At 37.9% G+C, this 17,336-nt stretch carries 16 protein-coding genes; 9 read left to right on the plus strand and 7 right to left on the minus strand.

Annotation, left to right across the window (positions count from 1 at the left end; genetic code table 11):
* A partial coding sequence (pheT, locus tag ACNKXS_RS08830; protein ID WP_417920559.1) for a phenylalanine--tRNA ligase subunit beta occupies positions 1–1,662 on the plus strand: 1,662 nt, incomplete at its 5' end.
* Between the two features lie 74 nt (positions 1,663–1,736).
* Here pheT and ACNKXS_RS08835 read toward each other — a convergent pair.
* Positions 1,737–2,315: a DUF4136 domain-containing protein gene (locus ACNKXS_RS08835; RefSeq protein ID WP_417920560.1), complete on the minus strand. Its 579-nt coding sequence runs from the start codon at positions 2,313–2,315 to the stop codon at positions 1,737–1,739.
* Positions 2,316–2,445: 130 nt separating this feature from the next.
* Positions 2,446–3,006 (minus strand): fasciclin domain-containing protein, encoded by a 561-nt coding sequence (locus ACNKXS_RS08840; protein WP_417920561.1) that lies wholly within the window; start codon positions 3,004–3,006, stop codon positions 2,446–2,448.
* Between the two features lie 192 nt (positions 3,007–3,198).
* Here ACNKXS_RS08840 and ACNKXS_RS08845 point away from each other — a divergent pair, with 192 nt between their 5' ends.
* From ACNKXS_RS08845 to ACNKXS_RS08855, 3 genes are all read left to right on the plus strand, one after another.
* Positions 3,199–3,921, plus strand: a complete 723-nt coding sequence (locus ACNKXS_RS08845; protein ID WP_417920562.1) for a hypothetical protein — start codon at positions 3,199–3,201, stop codon at positions 3,919–3,921.
* A 65-nt stretch (positions 3,922–3,986) separates the two neighbouring features.
* The gene (locus tag ACNKXS_RS08850) at positions 3,987–4,229 is read left to right on the plus strand and encodes a putative signal transducing protein (protein ID WP_295179489.1); all 243 of its coding nucleotides are present in this window, start codon (positions 3,987–3,989) and stop codon (positions 4,227–4,229) included.
* Complete coding sequence (locus tag ACNKXS_RS08855; RefSeq protein ID WP_298246414.1) at positions 4,222–4,419, plus strand: hypothetical protein; 198 nt, start codon at positions 4,222–4,224, stop codon at positions 4,417–4,419. The genes ACNKXS_RS08850 and ACNKXS_RS08855 overlap by 8 nt, the downstream gene beginning before the upstream one ends.
* Positions 4,420–4,465: 46 nt before the next feature.
* On the opposite strand, the gene ACNKXS_RS08860 is transcribed toward ACNKXS_RS08855, so the two are convergent.
* Positions 4,466–5,476 carry a 3-oxoacyl-ACP synthase III family protein gene (locus tag ACNKXS_RS08860; protein ID WP_298524812.1) on the minus strand — a complete coding sequence of 337 codons (1,011 nt, stop codon included), beginning with the start codon at positions 5,474–5,476 and terminating at the stop codon, positions 4,466–4,468.
* A 135-nt stretch (positions 5,477–5,611) separates the two neighbouring features.
* Here ACNKXS_RS08860 and ACNKXS_RS08865 point away from each other — a divergent pair, with 135 nt between their 5' ends.
* Positions 5,612–8,068, plus strand: a complete 2,457-nt coding sequence (locus tag ACNKXS_RS08865; protein ID WP_417920563.1) for a S9 family peptidase — start codon at positions 5,612–5,614, stop codon at positions 8,066–8,068.
* A 123-nt stretch (positions 8,069–8,191) separates the two neighbouring features.
* Here the strand turns inward: ACNKXS_RS08865 and ACNKXS_RS08870 are convergent, their stop codons facing one another.
* Together ACNKXS_RS08870 and ACNKXS_RS08875 are read right to left on the minus strand one after the other, a co-directional pair.
* Positions 8,192–9,499 carry an ABC1 kinase family protein gene (locus ACNKXS_RS08870; RefSeq protein ID WP_417920564.1) on the minus strand — a complete coding sequence of 436 codons (1,308 nt, stop codon included), beginning with the start codon at positions 9,497–9,499 and terminating at the stop codon, positions 8,192–8,194.
* A gap of 10 nt (positions 9,500–9,509) precedes the next feature.
* Entirely contained in the window at positions 9,510–10,181 is a 672-nt protein-coding gene (locus ACNKXS_RS08875; RefSeq protein ID WP_417920565.1) for a TetR family transcriptional regulator C-terminal domain-containing protein, read from the minus strand.
* Between the two features lie 211 nt (positions 10,182–10,392).
* Between ACNKXS_RS08875 and htpG the strand changes: the two genes are divergently transcribed.
* Positions 10,393–12,279, plus strand: coding sequence for a molecular chaperone HtpG (gene htpG, locus ACNKXS_RS08880; RefSeq protein WP_417920566.1), 1,887 nt, complete (start codon positions 10,393–10,395; stop codon positions 12,277–12,279).
* Positions 12,280–12,350: 71 nt separating this feature from the next.
* Positions 12,351–13,166 carry a DUF6503 family protein gene (locus ACNKXS_RS08885; RefSeq protein ID WP_417920567.1) on the plus strand — a complete coding sequence of 272 codons (816 nt, stop codon included), beginning with the start codon at positions 12,351–12,353 and terminating at the stop codon, positions 13,164–13,166.
* A 1-nt stretch (position 13,167) separates the two neighbouring features.
* On the opposite strand, the gene ACNKXS_RS08890 is transcribed toward ACNKXS_RS08885, so the two are convergent.
* A complete protein-coding gene (locus ACNKXS_RS08890) occupies positions 13,168–15,399 on the minus strand; it encodes a response regulator (protein WP_417920568.1) in 2,232 nt (743 codons plus the stop codon).
* Positions 15,400–15,546: 147 nt separating this feature from the next.
* On the opposite strand from ACNKXS_RS08890, the gene ACNKXS_RS08895 reads away from it, so the two are divergent.
* Positions 15,547–15,903 carry a DoxX family protein gene (locus ACNKXS_RS08895; RefSeq protein ID WP_417920569.1) on the plus strand — a complete coding sequence of 119 codons (357 nt, stop codon included), beginning with the start codon at positions 15,547–15,549 and terminating at the stop codon, positions 15,901–15,903.
* 4 nt (positions 15,904–15,907) lie between these two features.
* On the plus strand, positions 15,908–16,486 hold the full coding sequence (locus ACNKXS_RS08900) for an alpha-ketoglutarate-dependent dioxygenase AlkB family protein (protein ID WP_417920570.1): 579 nt from the start codon (positions 15,908–15,910) through the stop codon (positions 16,484–16,486).
* On the opposite strand, the gene ACNKXS_RS08905 is transcribed toward ACNKXS_RS08900, so the two are convergent.
* On the minus strand, positions 16,483–17,265 hold the full coding sequence (locus ACNKXS_RS08905) for a S1/P1 nuclease (protein ID WP_417920571.1): 783 nt from the start codon (positions 17,263–17,265) through the stop codon (positions 16,483–16,485). The genes ACNKXS_RS08900 and ACNKXS_RS08905 overlap by 4 nt on opposite strands.
* Positions 17,266–17,336 lie beyond the last annotated feature (71 nt).

A 17,336-nucleotide genomic window follows, 5' to 3' on the forward strand; every position in this document is an offset into this window, starting at 1 on the left:
CCAAAGAACAATATTGTGGATGCCACCAATTATGTCATGCATGAATTGGGACAGCCACTACATGCTTTCGATGCCGGTAAGATCGCTGGTAACGAGATCAACGTTAAGACCGTTGAAGCCGGAACTAAATTTACAACATTAGATGAAGTCGAGCGTGAATTACATGCTGAAGACCTTATGATCTGTGATGCTGAAAAACCTCTTTGTATCGCCGGAGTATTTGGCGGCCTTGGAAGCGGCGTGACCGATGGAACTACACAAATTTTTCTGGAAAGCGCGTATTTCAATCCTGTAAGCGTAAGAAAAACCGCAAAAAGACACGCGATCAATACCGATGCTTCCTTTAGGTTTGAAAGAGGAATCGACATTAATTCTGTAGAATATGCTTTAAAACGAGCTGCACTGCTAATCAAAGAAATTTCTGGTGGTGAGATCACCAGTGATATTGATGATCTCTATTTCAAAAAGATCGACGATTTCCAGGTTTTTCTAACCTTTGAAAAGGTTAATAAACTTATTGGTGAAAATCTTGAGGAAGAAACTATAAAATCTATTCTTGCTTCTCTTGAGATTAGAGTGAATAATGTAACAGAAACCGGGATGGGGCTTACAATTCCTTCCTACCGTGTGGATGTGCAAAGAGAGTCTGATGTGATCGAGGAGATCCTTAGAGTCTATGGTTACAATAACATCAAGTTTGGCGATAAATTAAGCCTGTCTGTAGCGAATACCTCTAAATATGAGGATTATAAGATTCAGAATCTTATCGCTCAACAGCTTATAGGACAGGGATTTTATGAAACCATGGCCAACTCGCTAACTACGCCAGCTTACAATGACTTTAGCGATGACGCTAAAGATGAGTACCAGGTGAAAATGTTGAATCCGCTAAGTCAGGATCTTTCGGTTTTGCGACAAACCATGCTTTTTTCAGGGCTGGAAGCTATTAGTTACAATCTCAACCGGAAAAGAGGCAATCTTCGCATATTTGAATTCGGAAAGACCTATCATTCTTTTGTTAGTGGCAGGGAAGAAAAGAAACATCTTTCGTTGTTCATGTCTGGTAACAGAACTGCGGAGACCTGGAATGCACCAAATTTTCCTGCTGGAAACTTCTTTTACCTGAAAGGGGTGATCGAGTCGATTTTTCAAAAATTAGGAATTTTGAATACGCTTAAAACCGAAACCGGTAAAAGCTCAGTATTTTCTGAAAGCCTTCAGATGAGTACGAAGAAATCGAAACTGGTAGACTTTGGTGTGGTTAAAAGGTCAATTCTGAAGAAATTTGATATAGATCAGGAAGTAGTTTACGCAGATTTTAACTGGGATGAAATCATAGAAGTTGCCAAACAACATCAGAATAAGTTTAGTGCTATTCCGAAGTATCCTAGCATGCGAAGAGATTTTGCTCTACTTCTTGATAATTCTGTGACTTACGATGAGATCGATCAAATCGCAAAACAAACGGAAAAGAAATTATTAAAAGATGTAAGCCTGTTTGATGTTTACGAAGGTGAAAACCTTCCGGAAGGCAAGAAAAGTTACGCAGTTAGCTTTGTATTTCAGGATGAAAACAAAACACTTACAGACAAGCAAGTAGATAAGATGATGAGTAAGCTTCAGTATAGATTCGAAAAGGAACTGAAAGCAGAATTACGCTAATATTCGCTACGTAGTATCAAAATAAAAAAACCGTACATCAAGTACGGTTTTTTTATTTCAGATCATTTTTCAAATTACAGATCTTTAAAGATCTCATCAACATATTCACGGATCTCACGATCCATTCTCTTAGTCTCAATAGTCTCTTCGGAAGTTCCTCTCCATAAGATCTCGTTCGTTCTTCGATCTATAAGGTCAATAACAATCGAGCGCTCACGATATGACACCTGCTTCACTCTGGATCCGCTAATTCTTTGTATTGTAAAATAGTTTTCATACAGGTAATCTTCGTAATAGGATCCAATGAAGAAGCCCGGCTTGTAATATGGGTAATTCGTGTAAACAGGATTTGCATTTACGGCTACCTTTTCATCGAACATCGGGTGAACATACACAAGAACATCAGGTTGTAGCTTATCGAGACTAAAGCCTTCTTCTTTCATGTTCGCATTGATGGTCGCCACGATCGTTGAATTGATCGCCTTATTATCCAGTTTGCGATTCAGGATGGTATCCTTATTCGCCAGGAAGGCATAAGTGTCATAAGATTTTAATTGTTTTAGATCGTCTTTCGCCGTTGGAGCACTACTTCCACAAGAAGCTAGGGTTAGTGCCACAATGCTTATAACGAGAAATGTTTTCAAATTTTTCATAGCATTTTTTTTGTAATTCTGAATGTAACCGGAAAGAACAGAATAGTAAAATTACAGACCCGGTTTGACTTTTATTTAACTGAAAAAAGCGGCTATCAGCCGCTTTTTCACAATTTTCAGAAAATCTGAATTATTTTGTTGGTAAAAGAACTGTGTCAATTACATGGATCACTCCGTTTGATTGATTTACATCTGCTATGGTTACAGTAGCTACATTTCCAGCAGCATCTTTAACCTTTACGTTCTTTCCATCCATCATAGCAGTGATATCTGCACCGCTTACGGTTTTGAAAGTTGCTTTTCCATTTCCTTTTTTGATAGCATTTACGATGTCTGCAGCTTTAAAGTCTCCTGCAAGTACATGGTATGTCAAAACTGACTGTAATTTACTTTTGTTTTCTTCTTTCAACAAAGTCTCCACTGTTCCTTCAGGAAGTGCTTCAAAAGCCTTGTTTGTAGGAGCAAATACTGTAAATGGTCCATCACTGCTCAAAACTTCTACCAGTTCAGCAGCCTTTACCGCAGCAACCAGAGTTGTATGATCTTTACTATTTACCGCATTCTCTACGATATTTTTTGTTGGGTACATTTCAGCTCCTCCAACCATTTTAGTGTCCTTTGAATTTTGAGCGATACCGCTAGTCGCGATGAATAAAAAACTTAGCAAGCTTAGTAATTGTAACTTTTTCATAATTATTTGTTTTGTTTATGTATCTAAGTTACGCGTAGGCTGCTTCAACGGTTTTTAAATTGAAGGCAATTGGGATTCTTTTAACAGGATAGAACATCTCCTAAAGTTTTGATTTTTAGTACAAAAAATGCAGTAAGTCGTTGTTAGTCTTGAGCTTAATAATTAATTTAGTACAGCTTAAAGACTATGAATATGAAGTTGAAAATATCCCGCACGAATCTACAGCATCAATTAAATAAAACACGGAGTAAACGTATCGATGAGCAGTTGATCATGGATGAGGTTCGCGAGATCCTGATGCAGGACAACCTCCGGGAAGAAACTATTCAGAAAAATCTTCAGGAAATACAAGAGGAATCGAATGATCTTAATTTCGATTTGCTGGAATCAAACCGAATTTATCATAAAGATGATATCTATAAGTTATGTGTGATTTACAGACTTAGATTCCTGGATTCCGGACTGTTTAAATCTGAAATTCCTCACGAAGCGATCACCAGGATCAAAAGTCTGGAAAATGAACATGACACTACTTTAAAAGGTTTTAAGATCATAGCTCCTTCTAAGTTGTTTAAGCTGAAGAATGCTGATGATCCACTATTATTTGCTCCAATGGGGAATGATTATTATTACCTCGTCCATAAATGGGGAAATGATCTCCATCCTTTAAGAAGAATTATCATGTGGCCCTTTAAAACTTTTGAGAATTTTCTTGCGCTATTACTTATCACCAGCTTTCTTACCGCTCTTTTGGTTCCCGATGGTTTATTTAGTCCGCAGCAATCCACTACTCAGTTTTTCATGATTTTCTTTTTTATATTTAAATGGTTTGCCGGGATCTCTATTTTCTATGGCTTCAAAATGGGTAAAAACTTTAGTACAGAGATTTGGGACAGCAAATATTTCAACGCTTGATTAAATTTTGATGAAGTAGCCAAATACTTCGGTATATTCGTATTTGTAATCTTATCTTGTAAAATATGAGTACTTCAGAAGAATATAAAAGAGTCTATACCGGACCAGAAACAAACGTGCAATACTTGCAGGAACTTTTTGGCGAAAGCAATATCCACTCTAGGATAAGAAACGATGTAGAGTCGGCCAGACTTGCTGGTTTTGGTTCCACACACGGGATGGTATTATTATTTGTGTTTGAAAAAGATTTCGACGAAGCTTTGAAAATCGCTAAGTCTACATTCCCAAATGACTTCGATAATGAATAATGAACTTGAAGAAAGACCTCAACGTAATAAATGGAATCTTATTCTGGGGATCGTCTTTATTTGCTACGGAAGTTTCAGACTCTATCAAAAACTGACTGCAATAGAAACCGATAATTTTGGAACTGCGATCGCCGCGGGATTTATTCTCTTCGGGATTTACGATCTATATAAATACTATAAAGGTGTTTAATTAAAAAGACCGGCAATTGCCGGTCTTTTTAAATTCAATTTTTTCACTACCATTTAATGATCGCACTTCCCCAGGTGAAGCCACTTCCAAAAGCAGCCAGCACCACGGTATCTCCTTCTTTTACCTTACCCTGTTCCCAGGCTTCAGTAAGAGCAATGGGAATAGAAGCCGCAGTGGTATTTCCATATTTCTGAATATTATTATAAACCTTGTCATCTGCAAGTTTGAACTTCTGCTGGACAAATTGAGATATCCTTAAATTCGCCTGGTGCGGGATAAGCATATCAATATCTGAAACTGAAAGTCCGTTTTCCTTAAGCCCTTCATTGATCACTTCTGAAAATCTCTGGATCGCATTTTTAAACACGAACTGCCCATTCATATATGGATAGTAAGGAATATCATCTCCCTGTGGATTCTCTGCTATGATCTCTGGCACCCAATGATTCGTGCTTGGTCCTTTTAGTGACAATTCAAGTGCATGTTTCCCTTCAGAATGTAAATGTGTGGAAAGAATTCCCTGCCCATTGTGATCACTTCTCGTGAGTACGGCCGCTCCTGCCCCATCACCAAAAATAACTGAAACAGAACGCCCTCTGGTCGTAAAATCAAGACCTCCACTATGATTTTCGCTACCAATGACCAGTACGTTCTTATACATTCCCGTCTTGATGAATTGATCTGCTACTGAAACTGCATAAATAAAACCGCTACACTGGTTACGTACATCCAGGGCAGGACATGTATCTATTTCCAGCATTTCCTGAACCTGAACTCCACAACCAGGAAAATAGTAATCTGGACTTAGCGTTGCGAATACAATGAGATCTATATCATCTTTTGTGATTCCTGCTCTTTCGATGGCAATTTTGGCAGCTTTCACTCCCATGCTTGCTGTAGTATTACCATCTCCTTTCTTGATATGTCTTCTTTCCTTAATTCCTGTACGCTCGGTGATCCACTCATCGTTCGTATCCATCAGTTTCGAAAGATCATCGTTCGTGACAACATTTTCCGGTACATATTTTCCTAATCCTGCAATTTTTGTTTGATACATGGGTAAAAATTATGATATTAAAAATAATTCTTATTAAATTTAATGAATTTGCGAAAATTCCGACGCGCAATATAAGAAACATTAACACTACAATTAAGCTTGTAATCATTTAAATGCAAATCTAAAATTGATATTATGAACCGACTTTTGTTATGTCTGGCGGGATCCATTCTGTTCCTTAATGAAATGGCAGCTCAGGAAAACCTGGACTACCAGAAACCACCTCAGGAAATCCTTGAACTTATCGATGTTCCCCTGGCACCTTCCACTCTAATAGATAGTGATGCAGAAATGATGATCTTCCTGTACCGGGATCAATTTAAAAGTATAGCCGAATTAAGCGAAGAAGAATTACGCCTTGGTGGTTTGAGAATTAACCCCGTGACCAATATTAATAGCAGGGCGCGTTACTACAATAATTTCAAAGTTAAATCTGTAAATGCAAAAGAACCGGTACAGGTCAACGGACTTCCGGAAAACCCTAGACTTACAAATTTTTCCTGGTCACCAGATGAAAGTATGATGGCATTTACTCATACTACAGATACAGGAGTGGAATTGTGGGTACTCGATATTGAAAATGCAACTGCAAGAAAACTTACCGAGGCTAATCTTAATGCGAATATGCGCAGCACCGTGAACTGGTTTAGAGATAATTCTGCCATTCTGGTTACTACCCTTCCTGAAGACAGAAAAGCACTAATTAATACCGAAACTTCGGTTCCCTCGGGTCCTACAATTTCGGTTAGCGATGGGAAAGAAGCCCAGAACAGAACATATCAGGATCTACTGAAGAATCCTAATGATGAATATAATTTTGAACAATTAGCCAGATCTGAGATCGTGAAAGTAAACCTGAATGGTACAGTATCGTCATGGATGGCTCCTAAAATGTATTCAGACATCTCCTTTTCTCCAGATGGCGAATATGTGATGGTTACACATTTAAAAAAACCATTTTCCTACCTGGTTCCATACTACAGATTCCCTTCTGAAACCAACATTTACGATAAGAATGGGCAGCTAGTGAACATGATCAATGAGGTACCATTGATTGAAGATTTGCCAAAAGGTTTTATGGCAGAAAGAGAAGGCAAACGAGATTGGAGCTGGAGAAGTGATCGTCCTGCAACCTTAACGTATGTTGTAGCTCTTGATGGCGGAGATCCTGAAAAAGAAGTTGAATACCGAGATGAATATTTCCAACTTGAAGCGCCATTTAAAGGGGAAGGAACATCACTCATCAAACTTAAGAATCGTGCAAGCGGAATCACCTGGGGCGATGATGATACTGCCTTAGCGAACGATTACTGGTGGAATACCAGGAATACGAAAACCTATGTTTTCGATCCATCCAATACCTCCCAGAAGCCGGAAATCATTTTTGACAGAAATTATCAGGATGTATATAGCGATCCAGGTAGATTCGTAATGTCCAAAAATAAATGGGGACGTTCTGTACTTGAACTTGAAAAAGATGAAGCTTTCCTGATGGGATCAGGTTTTACAGAGGATGGCCAATTTCCTTTCGTGGACAAAATCGATCTAAGTTCTGGTGAAACTGAACGCATGTACCAGTCTGAACTAAAAGATCAAAAAGAAGGCCTGGTGGAAGCCCTGGACATTGATCAAGGTAAGATCCTGGTTCGTATAGAGTCTTCTACCGAGTATCCTAATTACTTTATCAGAGATATAGATTCTAAGAATGAACTTACCCAGATCACCAATTTCAAGAATCCTTTTAAATCTCTGGAAGAAGTTCATAAGGAAGTGATCACTTATAAGAGAGATGACGGTCTGGAACTAAATGCCACTCTTTATCTTCCTGCCGGTTATGATATGTCTAACCCGGAAAAACTTCCTATGTTCATGTGGGCATATCCAAGAGAATTCAAGGACAAAAATTCAGCTTCTCAGAACACTTCCAATGCTAATGATTTTACATATCCATATTACGGTTCGCCAGTATATTGGGTGAACAGAGGTTACGTAGTGCTTGATGATGCCTCGTTCCCAATAGTAGGAGAAGGTGATGAAGAACCTAATGACACATTCAGAAAGCAATTGGTGGCAAATGCGAAAGCGGCTATAGATGCTGTGGATGAAAGAGGATTTGTAGATCGTGATCGAGTAGCTGTTGGCGGGCACAGTTATGGCGCTTTCATGACTGCTAATCTCCTTTCTCATTCAGATTTATTTGCTGCAGGAATCGCTCGAAGTGGTGCTTACAATCGTACCCTTACTCCATTTGGATTTCAAAGCGAAGAAAGAAATTACTGGGAAGCTCCGCAAATTTATAACACCATGTCACCTTTTATGCATGCAGAAAAAATGGATACTCCACTATTGATGATCCATGGGGAAGCAGATAATAACTCGGGGACTTATCCTATGCAAAGTGAACGTTACTTTAATGCACTTAAAGGACTTGGAGCCACCGCAAGATTGGTGATGTTACCCAAGGAAAGTCATGGTTATAGCGCAAAGGAATCTGTACTGCACGTACTATGGGAACAGGATCAATGGCTGGAAAAATATGTGAAGAATAGAGAAATCAGAGCTAATAACGAACAGCAGGAAGCTGGGAATTAATATATTTTCCTCTTCGGAATAAAAAGCCCCTGGGATAACCCGGGGGCTTTTTTTGTACCAAAAAAGAAAGCGCAGCTGCTACCAACAACTACGCTCTCTTCAACCTAACCAATAAATCAACCATTAGAGGAGTCCTCTAAACTTATTAACCTCAACTTTAGCTTTGAGATCATGTAACAAATTATATAACCCGAAGAATGTTCTGCTCATGTAAAGGAAATGTCTGCTTCCTCGATTTCCATTCATACGACGTAATTCCGGATCCTTGGAATATTTTTCACTTAGCTGTGAAAGATTATCCCAGAATTCTTTATCTGTAAAATCGAATACTTCAGATTGATACGGAGTTGAAAACATCGCAAACATCTCGTAAAACATTTCAGAGAAAAACTTTGTCTCCTTATCTGTATCTTTTTCCTGAAGAATTTCCAGTTCCAATAATCTTCCGTGGAAATAATCTGAATTATTAAGATTATTACGATCTGTCAATGAGAAATATGGAGTATAAAAATCATCTGGAATTTGTTTAATACAACCAAAATCAATGGCGATCAGATTATTCTCAGAATCCACCATAAAATTTCCAGGATGTGGATCTGCATGTACCATTTGTAATCCATGGATCTGGAACATATAAAAATCCCAAAGTGCCTGTCCTACTTTATCTGCAAGCTCCTGTGAAGTATTCTGTTTTGAAAACTCACTAAGGTGCATTCCATTCATCCAGTCCATCGTAATGATTCGTTCACTGGAAAGATCCTCATAATACTTCGGAAATTTGATATTAGGAATATGAGCAGCTGCTTTGGAAATGTGTTTGCTTTGCTTCACTTCCAGAATATAATCTGTTTCTTCCATTAATTTTCCCTCGACTTCCTTGAAATACTTTTCAGAATCTTTTGCTGAAAGATTGAACATCTTCAGAGCGATTGGTTTTACCATCGCAAGATCTGAACTGATACTATCTGCAACCCCCGGGTATTGGATTTTCACAGCAAGTTTTTTCCCATCTTTTGTCGCCTTGTGTACCTGACCGATACTGGCGGCATTTACCGACTGGGTTGCAAAAGTATCATATAGTTCTTCCGGATATGCTCCGTTATATTTCTTAAATGTTTTTCTAACCAATGGTGCCGAAAGTGGCGGCACGCTAAATTGTGCCAGGCTAAACTTTTCTACGTAAGCGCCAGGAAGCAAATTCTTCTCCATCGATAGCATTTGAGCTACCTTTAAAGCACTTCCTTTTAGACTTTTAAGTCCGTCATAAATATCTGTGGCGTTATCCTCGTCCAACTCATCACGAGTTAGTTCAGAATTAAATGCCTTTTTACCGTAATATTTGATGTAATTCCCACCAATCTTTACACCGGTCTGAACCAGTTTGCTGGTACGGCCAATTTTGCCTGTTGGAATTTTATCTATCGTTTTCATAGTCTTTTAATTAGGCCATTCGTTCTTTCCATAAGAACTTTCCGAAGTCTACCACACGTTCCAAAGGAGTATTATCAAATAGATCAAATACGGTATGTACAGATTTTTCAATTGCAACGTCTGTACTTTCAAAGGATGGGGAATTGTCCTCCATCCAGAATTTTAGCAGGAATAGAAATTGAACCCATACACCTTCACTAAAAATACTTTCGCTCTGCTCAAATAGTTTAAAAGATTTTTCGCTATTACCATCAGCAATCAATTCTTTGGCGAAACTGCGCATCTTTCTACGTAAACCTTTCAGTTGTTCCAGGTTCTTCATTCGGTCTTTATGCTCACTAAGTGCGTAGAGTACGTAACTTCGGTTTGCAGTTAAAATCTCGAAAAATGTGTAGAAAAAAGTGAGCAGCTTTTCACGATTATTGAATGAATAATAATCTGGCGACTTTTCCATGACAGATAGAGTGTTGTCAAAAAACTTATCCCAAATCTTCTTTCTTAAACCATCAAAACTTCCGAAGTATTCATAAAATTCCTGTTCGGTTATATCATTCACTTTAGCAAACTTATATACGCTTCTTGGAGTACTTTCATTTACAAGTACATAATCCATGTAGATTGCTATGAGCTTATCCTCACTTGGCTTCTTCTTCACCTTACTATTTCCTGTTGCCTTTGCCATAATTATTATTTCTTTTCCAAAGATACTACTTTGTTTAAGTATTTTTATTATTCTATAAACAAAACTTTGTTAAAAGTTATGATTCAGCTGAATACAACCACTTAGACGTATTTTTAGGATATACATTACATAGGGTGTCAGTTTGACAGCAAAGCATTATTGGTATTTTTTTTGAATCTCTCAAACCGAATAAAATTTTAAATCAAATTATATGGCAACCGGAAAAATAAATGTGTCTGTTGAAAACATATTTCCGCTTATTAAAAAGTTTTTATACAGTGATCATGAAATCTTTTTAAGGGAGCTGATCTCAAATGCAACCGATGCAACTTTAAAATTAAAACACCTTAGTAGTCTTGGTGAAGCTAATGTTGAATACGGCAATCCAACGATCGAGGTAAAAGTTAACGAGGAAAACAATACGCTGCATATTATTGATCAGGGTATTGGAATGACGAAAGAAGAGGTTAAGAAATATATCAATGAAGTAGCCTTTTCTGGAGCTGAAGAATTTCTTGATAAATACAAAGACTCTGCGAAGGATAGTGGAATTATAGGCCATTTTGGTCTTGGTTTCTATTCTGCTTTTATGGTAGCGAACAAAGTAGAAATCTTAACTAAATCTCATAAAGATGAACCTGCAGCTCACTGGATTTGTGAAGGAACTACAGAATTCACACTTGAAGATGCTGAAAAGTCGACCCACGGAACTGAAGTGATCCTGCATATTAACGATGAGGATAAAGAATTTCTAAAAGAGAGCAGAATCCAGGAACTTTTGGTGAAGTATAATAAGTTTATGCCTATCCCAATTAAGTTTGGTACCAGGGAAGAAACCTTACCTCTCCCTGAAGATGCTAAAGAGGATGCTAAGCCAGAAACAAAGACTGTTGATAATATCATCAACAATCCAAATCCTGCATGGACAAAGCAACCTACAGATCTAGAGGAAAAAGACTACAATGATTTCTATAAGGAATTGTATCCAATGCAATTCGAAGATCCATTATTTCATATCCACTTAAATGTAGACTATCCTTTTAACCTGACAGGAATTCTTTATTTCCCGAGAATGGCACAGGATATGAACATTCAGAAGGATAAGATCCAGTTATACCAGAACCAGGTTTATGTAACCGATAACGTGGAAGGTATCGTACCGGAATTCCTTACAATGCTCCGTGGAGTGATCGATTCTCCAGATATTCCACTTAACGTGTCAAGATCTTATTTACAGGCTGATGGAGCTGTTAAGAAGATCTCTAGTTATATCACACGTAAAGTAGCGGACAAACTGAAAAGTTTATTCAACAACAATCGTGAAGATTTTGAGAAAAAATGGAATGATATCAAGATCGTGATCGAATACGGAATGCTTTCCGAAGATAAATTCTTCGAAAAAGCTGATAAATTCGCGCTGTATCCAACTACGGAAAATGAATTTTTCACTTTTGAAGAGTTGAAAGAAGCGATCAAGGATAATCAAACCGATAAGGATGATAAACTAGTTGTTTTATATGCTTCTAATAAAGACGAGCAACATAGTTATATCCAGGCAGCTAAGGATAAAGGCTACAAAGTACTAATGCTGGACAGTCCTATCGTCTCTCACCTGCTTCAAAAGCTTGAAACAACTCATGAGAATATCTCATTCGTAAGAGTAGATTCAGATCACGTAGATAACCTTATCAAGACAGATGATGAGAAAATCTCAAAATTATCTGATGAAGAAAAGGAACAGCTTAAAGGTGATTTTGAAAAAGTAATTCCTGCGGAAAAGTATACAATCCAGATGGAAGCAATGGATAGCACTGCTGCGCCTTTGATCATTACACAACCGGAATTTATGCGTAGAATGAAAGAGATGCAGCAAACCGGTGGTGGCGGAATGTTTGGAATGGGTAATATGCCTGAAATGTATAACCTTGTGGTTAACACCAATCACGAGTTAATAAATAATATTCTAAACACCAAAACTGAGAAGAAACAGCAACGTTTGATCAAGCAATCGCTAGACCTTGCGAGATTATCTCAAAATCTTTTGAAAGGTGAAGAACTCACTGATTTTATTAAAAGAAGTTTCGATATGGTAAAGTAATCACTTTACTCTCGACTAACAAAGCCGCTGAATTACAGCGGCTTTTTTTATGAACCAGTAAATTAAATAACATGAAGAAAATCATTGCACTATTCTTAATTGCCAGCATCGTAAGCTGTAAAAATTCTTCCGAAGAAGAAAGAATCCCTGTTGACCCTGATAATGGTATTGGAGATGGCGCAGGACCTCCTCAGGTACTAAGTTTTTCGGAAAATATCGAAGAGGCTCACAACAAGACTGCCTTCAAAATGAAGGAAGCAGTTTCTTTCGATATTCAGCTAAACTTTGGAGGTTCAGAAAGGCTTAAGGCAAAACTGGCTATGAATACAAACTCAAGTGGAATCAGAATCGAGAACAATAATGGTTCTACCATAATTTTTGATGGAAGTAAGGTGGCCATATCACCAGATTCCAGTGCTACAAATGGCGCTCGTTTTGATATATTTACCTGGCAGTATTTCTTTGCTATGCCTTTTAAACTTACAGATCCAGGTACCGTTTGGGAAGAATCAAGCCAGCGCAAACTTGATAGCCTGGAATACCCATCCTCAAAACTAACTTTTAAGAGTAACACGGGAGATTCACCAGATGACTGGTATGTGGTTTATCAGGACGATAAAAGCAAGTTGGTAAAGGCTGCGGCTTATATTGTGACCTTTGGCACAGATAAGTCTAAAGCTGAAGAAAATCCACATGCGATCGTCTATAGCGATTATGAGACAGTCGAAGATGTGAGTTTCGCCACTACCTGGAGTTTCCACAACTGGAATGAAGAAAGCGGATTAGGAGATAAAATTGGAGAGGCTAAGATCTCGAATATACAGTTCTTTCAACCTGAAGTGAATTATTTTCAGATACCCGAAAACTCAAAAGAGGTTAAGAAATAAGCTAAACATTCTCTGGAATAGCAGACATGCTTAAGTTCTTATAAATGATCTGGTAAAATTGCTGCACATCATATGGTTTTATAATGATGTCGCTCATCCCTGCGGATTGGATCTCCTCACGAATTTCTTCTACCTCTACAGCCGTTAAAGCTACAATAGGCAGATGTTTATTAAAGGTACGTATTTCACTGGTAGCTTCCAGTCCGCTAATTCCAGGCATATTCACATCCATAAGGACAAGATCGTAATTAGATTCCCTGACCATTTCTATCGCTGTAGTACCATCGCCTGCAACTTCACACTCAAAATCCTTCTTCTCAAGAATTCTTTTGGTAACTACCTGATTGATTCGGTTATCATCAACGATCAGGATACGTTTTTTACCATGCAAAGCAAGTTGATCCAGATCATCTTCTATAACCGGAACTTCAGCTTTAGTGTGATCAATTCCGAAGTCTATAGTAAAACTAAATGACGAACCTTCCCCTTCTTTAGTATCCAGTTTGATCTTAGAACCAAAGAGTTTCAGTAATTTTTTCACAATAGGTAAACCTAGTCCAGTTCCCTGATAATTATAATTACTATTCTCTAATTGCGAGAATTCCTCAAAGATTATCTTCTTCTTACTTTCAGGTATCCCTGGACCATTATCCTCAATTACAAAATGAATCTTCGCGGAATCTGTATTTTCCTCCAGATGATTAATGCTGATTTTAATAAGGCCACGCTCGGTGAACTTCATAGCATTACCAACCAGATTCATAAGGACCTGCGACAAACGAACAGAATCGCCTATGAGGTATGATGGAATTTGATCGTCAATATCCAGATTGATCTCATTCTTATTCTGTACTCTCGTAAATTCAAAACTATTTACAATACTACTTAGAAGCTCTCGAATGTTGAATGATACACTCTCTAGTTTAACTTCATTGCTTTCCATCTTATTCATTTGCAGAACATCGTTGATCAGCGCGAGAAGATAATCAGCAGAAAATTTTAATGATTTAAGATCAGTTTTGTGTTTTTTCAGCCTTTTATCTTCCAGTAGTAGCGAGGTAAGTCCAATTACTCCGTATAAAGGCGTTCGAATCTCGTGACTTACAGTACTGAAAAACCTGGTTTTCATCCTGGATAAATTTTCAGCCTGGTCACGTGCAGATTTATACTGCTTATTTTTCTTCTGAAGCTCGGAAATTAGATTTCGTCTATCACGGTTTATTTTGAAAAGAAACACTAGTATAAAAACCAGTACTACTGAAGAAATGACCATAATGATCACTTTTTCCTTAGAACGGTCTATCAATTCATCCTTGAGGCTCTGTTCCCTCTGGGCAATTTCAAGATCCTTTTCATACTCTGATAGTTTGAATTTCGCATCAGCGATTTCCATCTCCCGAACTTTTTCATTCTCGAATATAAGATCGTTGAATTCGGTAAACTTTCTTTGCGCATTGAAAGCTCCCTGATAATCACCCTCCTTTTCGAGAAACCCAGCATAATATTTGTAGGCCTCAGCCGCTGTAATATACAGGCTGTCCTTTTCAGCTAACTGCAGTGACTTATCGTAATATACGTGAGCGGAATCAAATGCCTTTTTATGCGCATAATATCTTCCATGCAGCATATACATTTGAGATAACCAGGAATTGTAACGGGAATCGTTTTCCTGAACCTCATCCAGCATTAGTTCAAGTGCACGATCTAAATATGGAAATGCTTTGTCATATTGATTTGCATCAAGATAGGTCCATCCAATATTGGTGGTTGGCGCAATGAGCTCTTCCTTCATATTTAGCTCTTTTGCGAGCTTTATAGCTTTATTATAATAAGAGATCCCTTCGTCCCTAAATGCTGGGTTCTCAGATAGGGCATTCCCGAGATTATTATAGGAAGTTAAGATTATGGAATCATTTCCAGTCTTTTCGGCATATTCCAGACCAAAGGTATAATTCTGCCGGGCACGTGCTAGATCTTTTGTATCCGAATATATATGTCCCAGGGAATGATAAGCTCGAGAAACATAAAGGTTATTCTCCTTTTCTTTTGCTAAAGTGACAAGATCGTAAGCTTTGTCTACCGCTTGCTGATACTGGTATTTTAAAATATCCTCATTGACTTTTTCAAGCAGAGTTTGAAGTGTATCTTTCGGTTTTTCGCGGCTATGCTGCGCATGAGTAACGCTGAAGCATAAAAAAAACAAGAGAAAATAAACTGAAACGTTTGTTTTCAATTAATTTATATTAGGTTATCGATAGATTTTGGACGCTGAAATTACTCCATTTAAAGTACTTACACAACTAAAATTTTCAAAAAACGTCTAACTATTAACAATTTAGCTAAGCATTTATTTGCATTATCTTCACCAAAAATCCTAATTATGGAAAATCCGTGGCATCTTTATCTAATGTCCATTATGTACATTTTCGCAGGAATAATGCATTTTTTAAAACCTAAAATTTATATGCGCATTATGCCAAGATACCTGCCTGCCCACAAACAGCTGGTTTTACTCAGTGGTCTCGCTGAAATCCTTCTTGGAATTGGATTATTATTTACTTCAACACGAAACGCTTCCATCTATGGAATCGTGATCATGCTGCTTATTTTTTTACTGGTACACTTTTATATGCTGTCTTCAAAAAAGGCCGCAGCAGGAATTTCTCGCTGGATTTTAATTGCACGAATTCCCCTACAGTTTGTTCTTATCTGGTGGGCACTATTTTACCTTATATAGACTTATGGAAACCATAGAATTGCAGAACGCAAATCTGCTGTATTTAGAGAATTTTCTAAGTAATGAACAGGCTGATAAATTCTTTGATAAGTTACTGCATTATGAGCACTGGCGGCAGGATCATATTAAAATGTTTGGTAAGGAAATACTTCAACCAAGACTTACCGCTTTATTCAGTGATCATAACAATGCATATACCTATTCTGGTCTTACAATGTATCCGGAGCTATTTCCTCCCTATTTGACAGTTATTAAGGAACGTTGTGAAAAAATTTGCAAACAGTCTTTCAATACCTGCCTGGCGAATCTCTATCGCAATGGTCAGGACAGTATGGGCTGGCATGCCGATGATGAAAAAGAGCTTGGAACCAATCCTGTAATTGCTTCAGTAAGTATTGGTGAGCCCCGCATGTTTCATCTAAAGCATCGAAAAGATAAGAACCTTACCTACAAAAAAAGGCTACAACACGGTAGCCTTTTAGTAATGAGAGGTGAAACTCAGAAATTCTGGAAACATCAATTGCCTAAAACAAAAAAACAGATTGGCCCCAGAATAAATCTTACATTTCGAAAAATATATTAAGAGTAAATATCATTTAACACCTTTGCAAGTCTTAGTCCGCCTTTTTGCAACTGGGCCAACACCTGCGGCATATGATCATACATATATCTATATCCTAGCTTTTCACCATTCTCTACCCCGTCATATAGATCCTCTGCCATATCTCTCGATTCATAAACCCAGTCCAGTAATTCACCTTTCTGTATTGATGCCTTTTGTTTTTTGCTAAGCCTGCCTGTGTTCATCGCTAATTCGGTATAGCTCATCTGGTAAAAATTGATCATCTCACTATCCCAAACCCTGTGAATGTTCGAACCATCATTAAACCATCGCACCTGAATATCGTTTCCTCCTTTATCTTCAGAATGTCCTGTATGGAATGGCTGATGCAGGTCTCCTACAAAGTGGACGAGCATTTTTAAATGAAACTGCTTCTCCTCCCTGGAAGCCGACTTATCCTTTAATACTTTCACGCATTTTCTTATCGCATGCACCAGGTCACCATCTTCACTTGCTTCAGCTTCGATATAAGTATCCTGCTCTGGATCAATGTTTACATAGTGCCAGGGCCCATATTTTCTATATGCAGCATCGCTTTTAATGTCATCTGCGTAATTAGCCACAAATGCAAGTCCATGGCCATCCAGTAAATCATTAATCGCCTTCTGGGCTTCTTTAGATAAGTGACTTTGTGCAATCTCTGCAGTTGCACGATGACCTGTTTTCCCCCAATCTGAATCAGCTGCATGACCTTTAGCACACATTAGGAAAACGGAAAAAAGAAATAAAATTTTTTTCATAGTAGTAATTTATAGAATCCAAATATAAGGCTCCCAATAAAATTTTAATGTTAAGAATTGAAATTCATTAG

This window comes from Christiangramia marina, assembly GCF_048285865.1.
In the GTDB taxonomy this organism is placed as follows: domain Bacteria; phylum Bacteroidota; class Bacteroidia; order Flavobacteriales; family Flavobacteriaceae; genus Christiangramia; species Christiangramia marina.

Bases quoted from the DNA above. Each gene is read 5' to 3' on its own strand.
- ACNKXS_RS08835 (WP_417920560.1), bottom strand. From the start codon at position 2,315: ATGAAAAATTTGAAAACATTTCTCGTTATAAGCATTGTGGCACTAACC.
- ACNKXS_RS08840 (WP_417920561.1), bottom strand. From the start codon at position 3,006: ATGAAAAAGTTACAATTACTAAGCTTGCTAAGTTTTTTATTCATCGCG.
- ACNKXS_RS08845 (WP_417920562.1), top strand. From the start codon at position 3,199: ATGAAGTTGAAAATATCCCGCACGAATCTACAGCATCAATTAAATAAA.
- ACNKXS_RS08850 (WP_295179489.1), top strand. From the start codon at position 3,987: ATGAGTACTTCAGAAGAATATAAAAGAGTCTATACCGGACCAGAAACA.
- ACNKXS_RS08855 (WP_298246414.1), top strand. From the start codon at position 4,222: ATGAATAATGAACTTGAAGAAAGACCTCAACGTAATAAATGGAATCTT.
- ACNKXS_RS08860 (WP_298524812.1), bottom strand. From the start codon at position 5,476: ATGTATCAAACAAAAATTGCAGGATTAGGAAAATATGTACCGGAAAAT.
- ACNKXS_RS08865 (WP_417920563.1), top strand. From the start codon at position 5,612: ATGAACCGACTTTTGTTATGTCTGGCGGGATCCATTCTGTTCCTTAAT.
- ACNKXS_RS08870 (WP_417920564.1), bottom strand. From the start codon at position 9,499: ATGAAAACGATAGATAAAATTCCAACAGGCAAAATTGGCCGTACCAGC.
- ACNKXS_RS08875 (WP_417920565.1), bottom strand. From the start codon at position 10,181: ATGGCAAAGGCAACAGGAAATAGTAAGGTGAAGAAGAAGCCAAGTGAG.
- htpG (WP_417920566.1), top strand. From the start codon at position 10,393: ATGGCAACCGGAAAAATAAATGTGTCTGTTGAAAACATATTTCCGCTT.
- ACNKXS_RS08885 (WP_417920567.1), top strand. From the start codon at position 12,351: ATGAAGAAAATCATTGCACTATTCTTAATTGCCAGCATCGTAAGCTGT.
- ACNKXS_RS08895 (WP_417920569.1), top strand. From the start codon at position 15,547: ATGGAAAATCCGTGGCATCTTTATCTAATGTCCATTATGTACATTTTC.
- ACNKXS_RS08900 (WP_417920570.1), top strand. From the start codon at position 15,908: ATGGAAACCATAGAATTGCAGAACGCAAATCTGCTGTATTTAGAGAAT.
- ACNKXS_RS08905 (WP_417920571.1), bottom strand. From the start codon at position 17,265: ATGAAAAAAATTTTATTTCTTTTTTCCGTTTTCCTAATGTGTGCTAAA.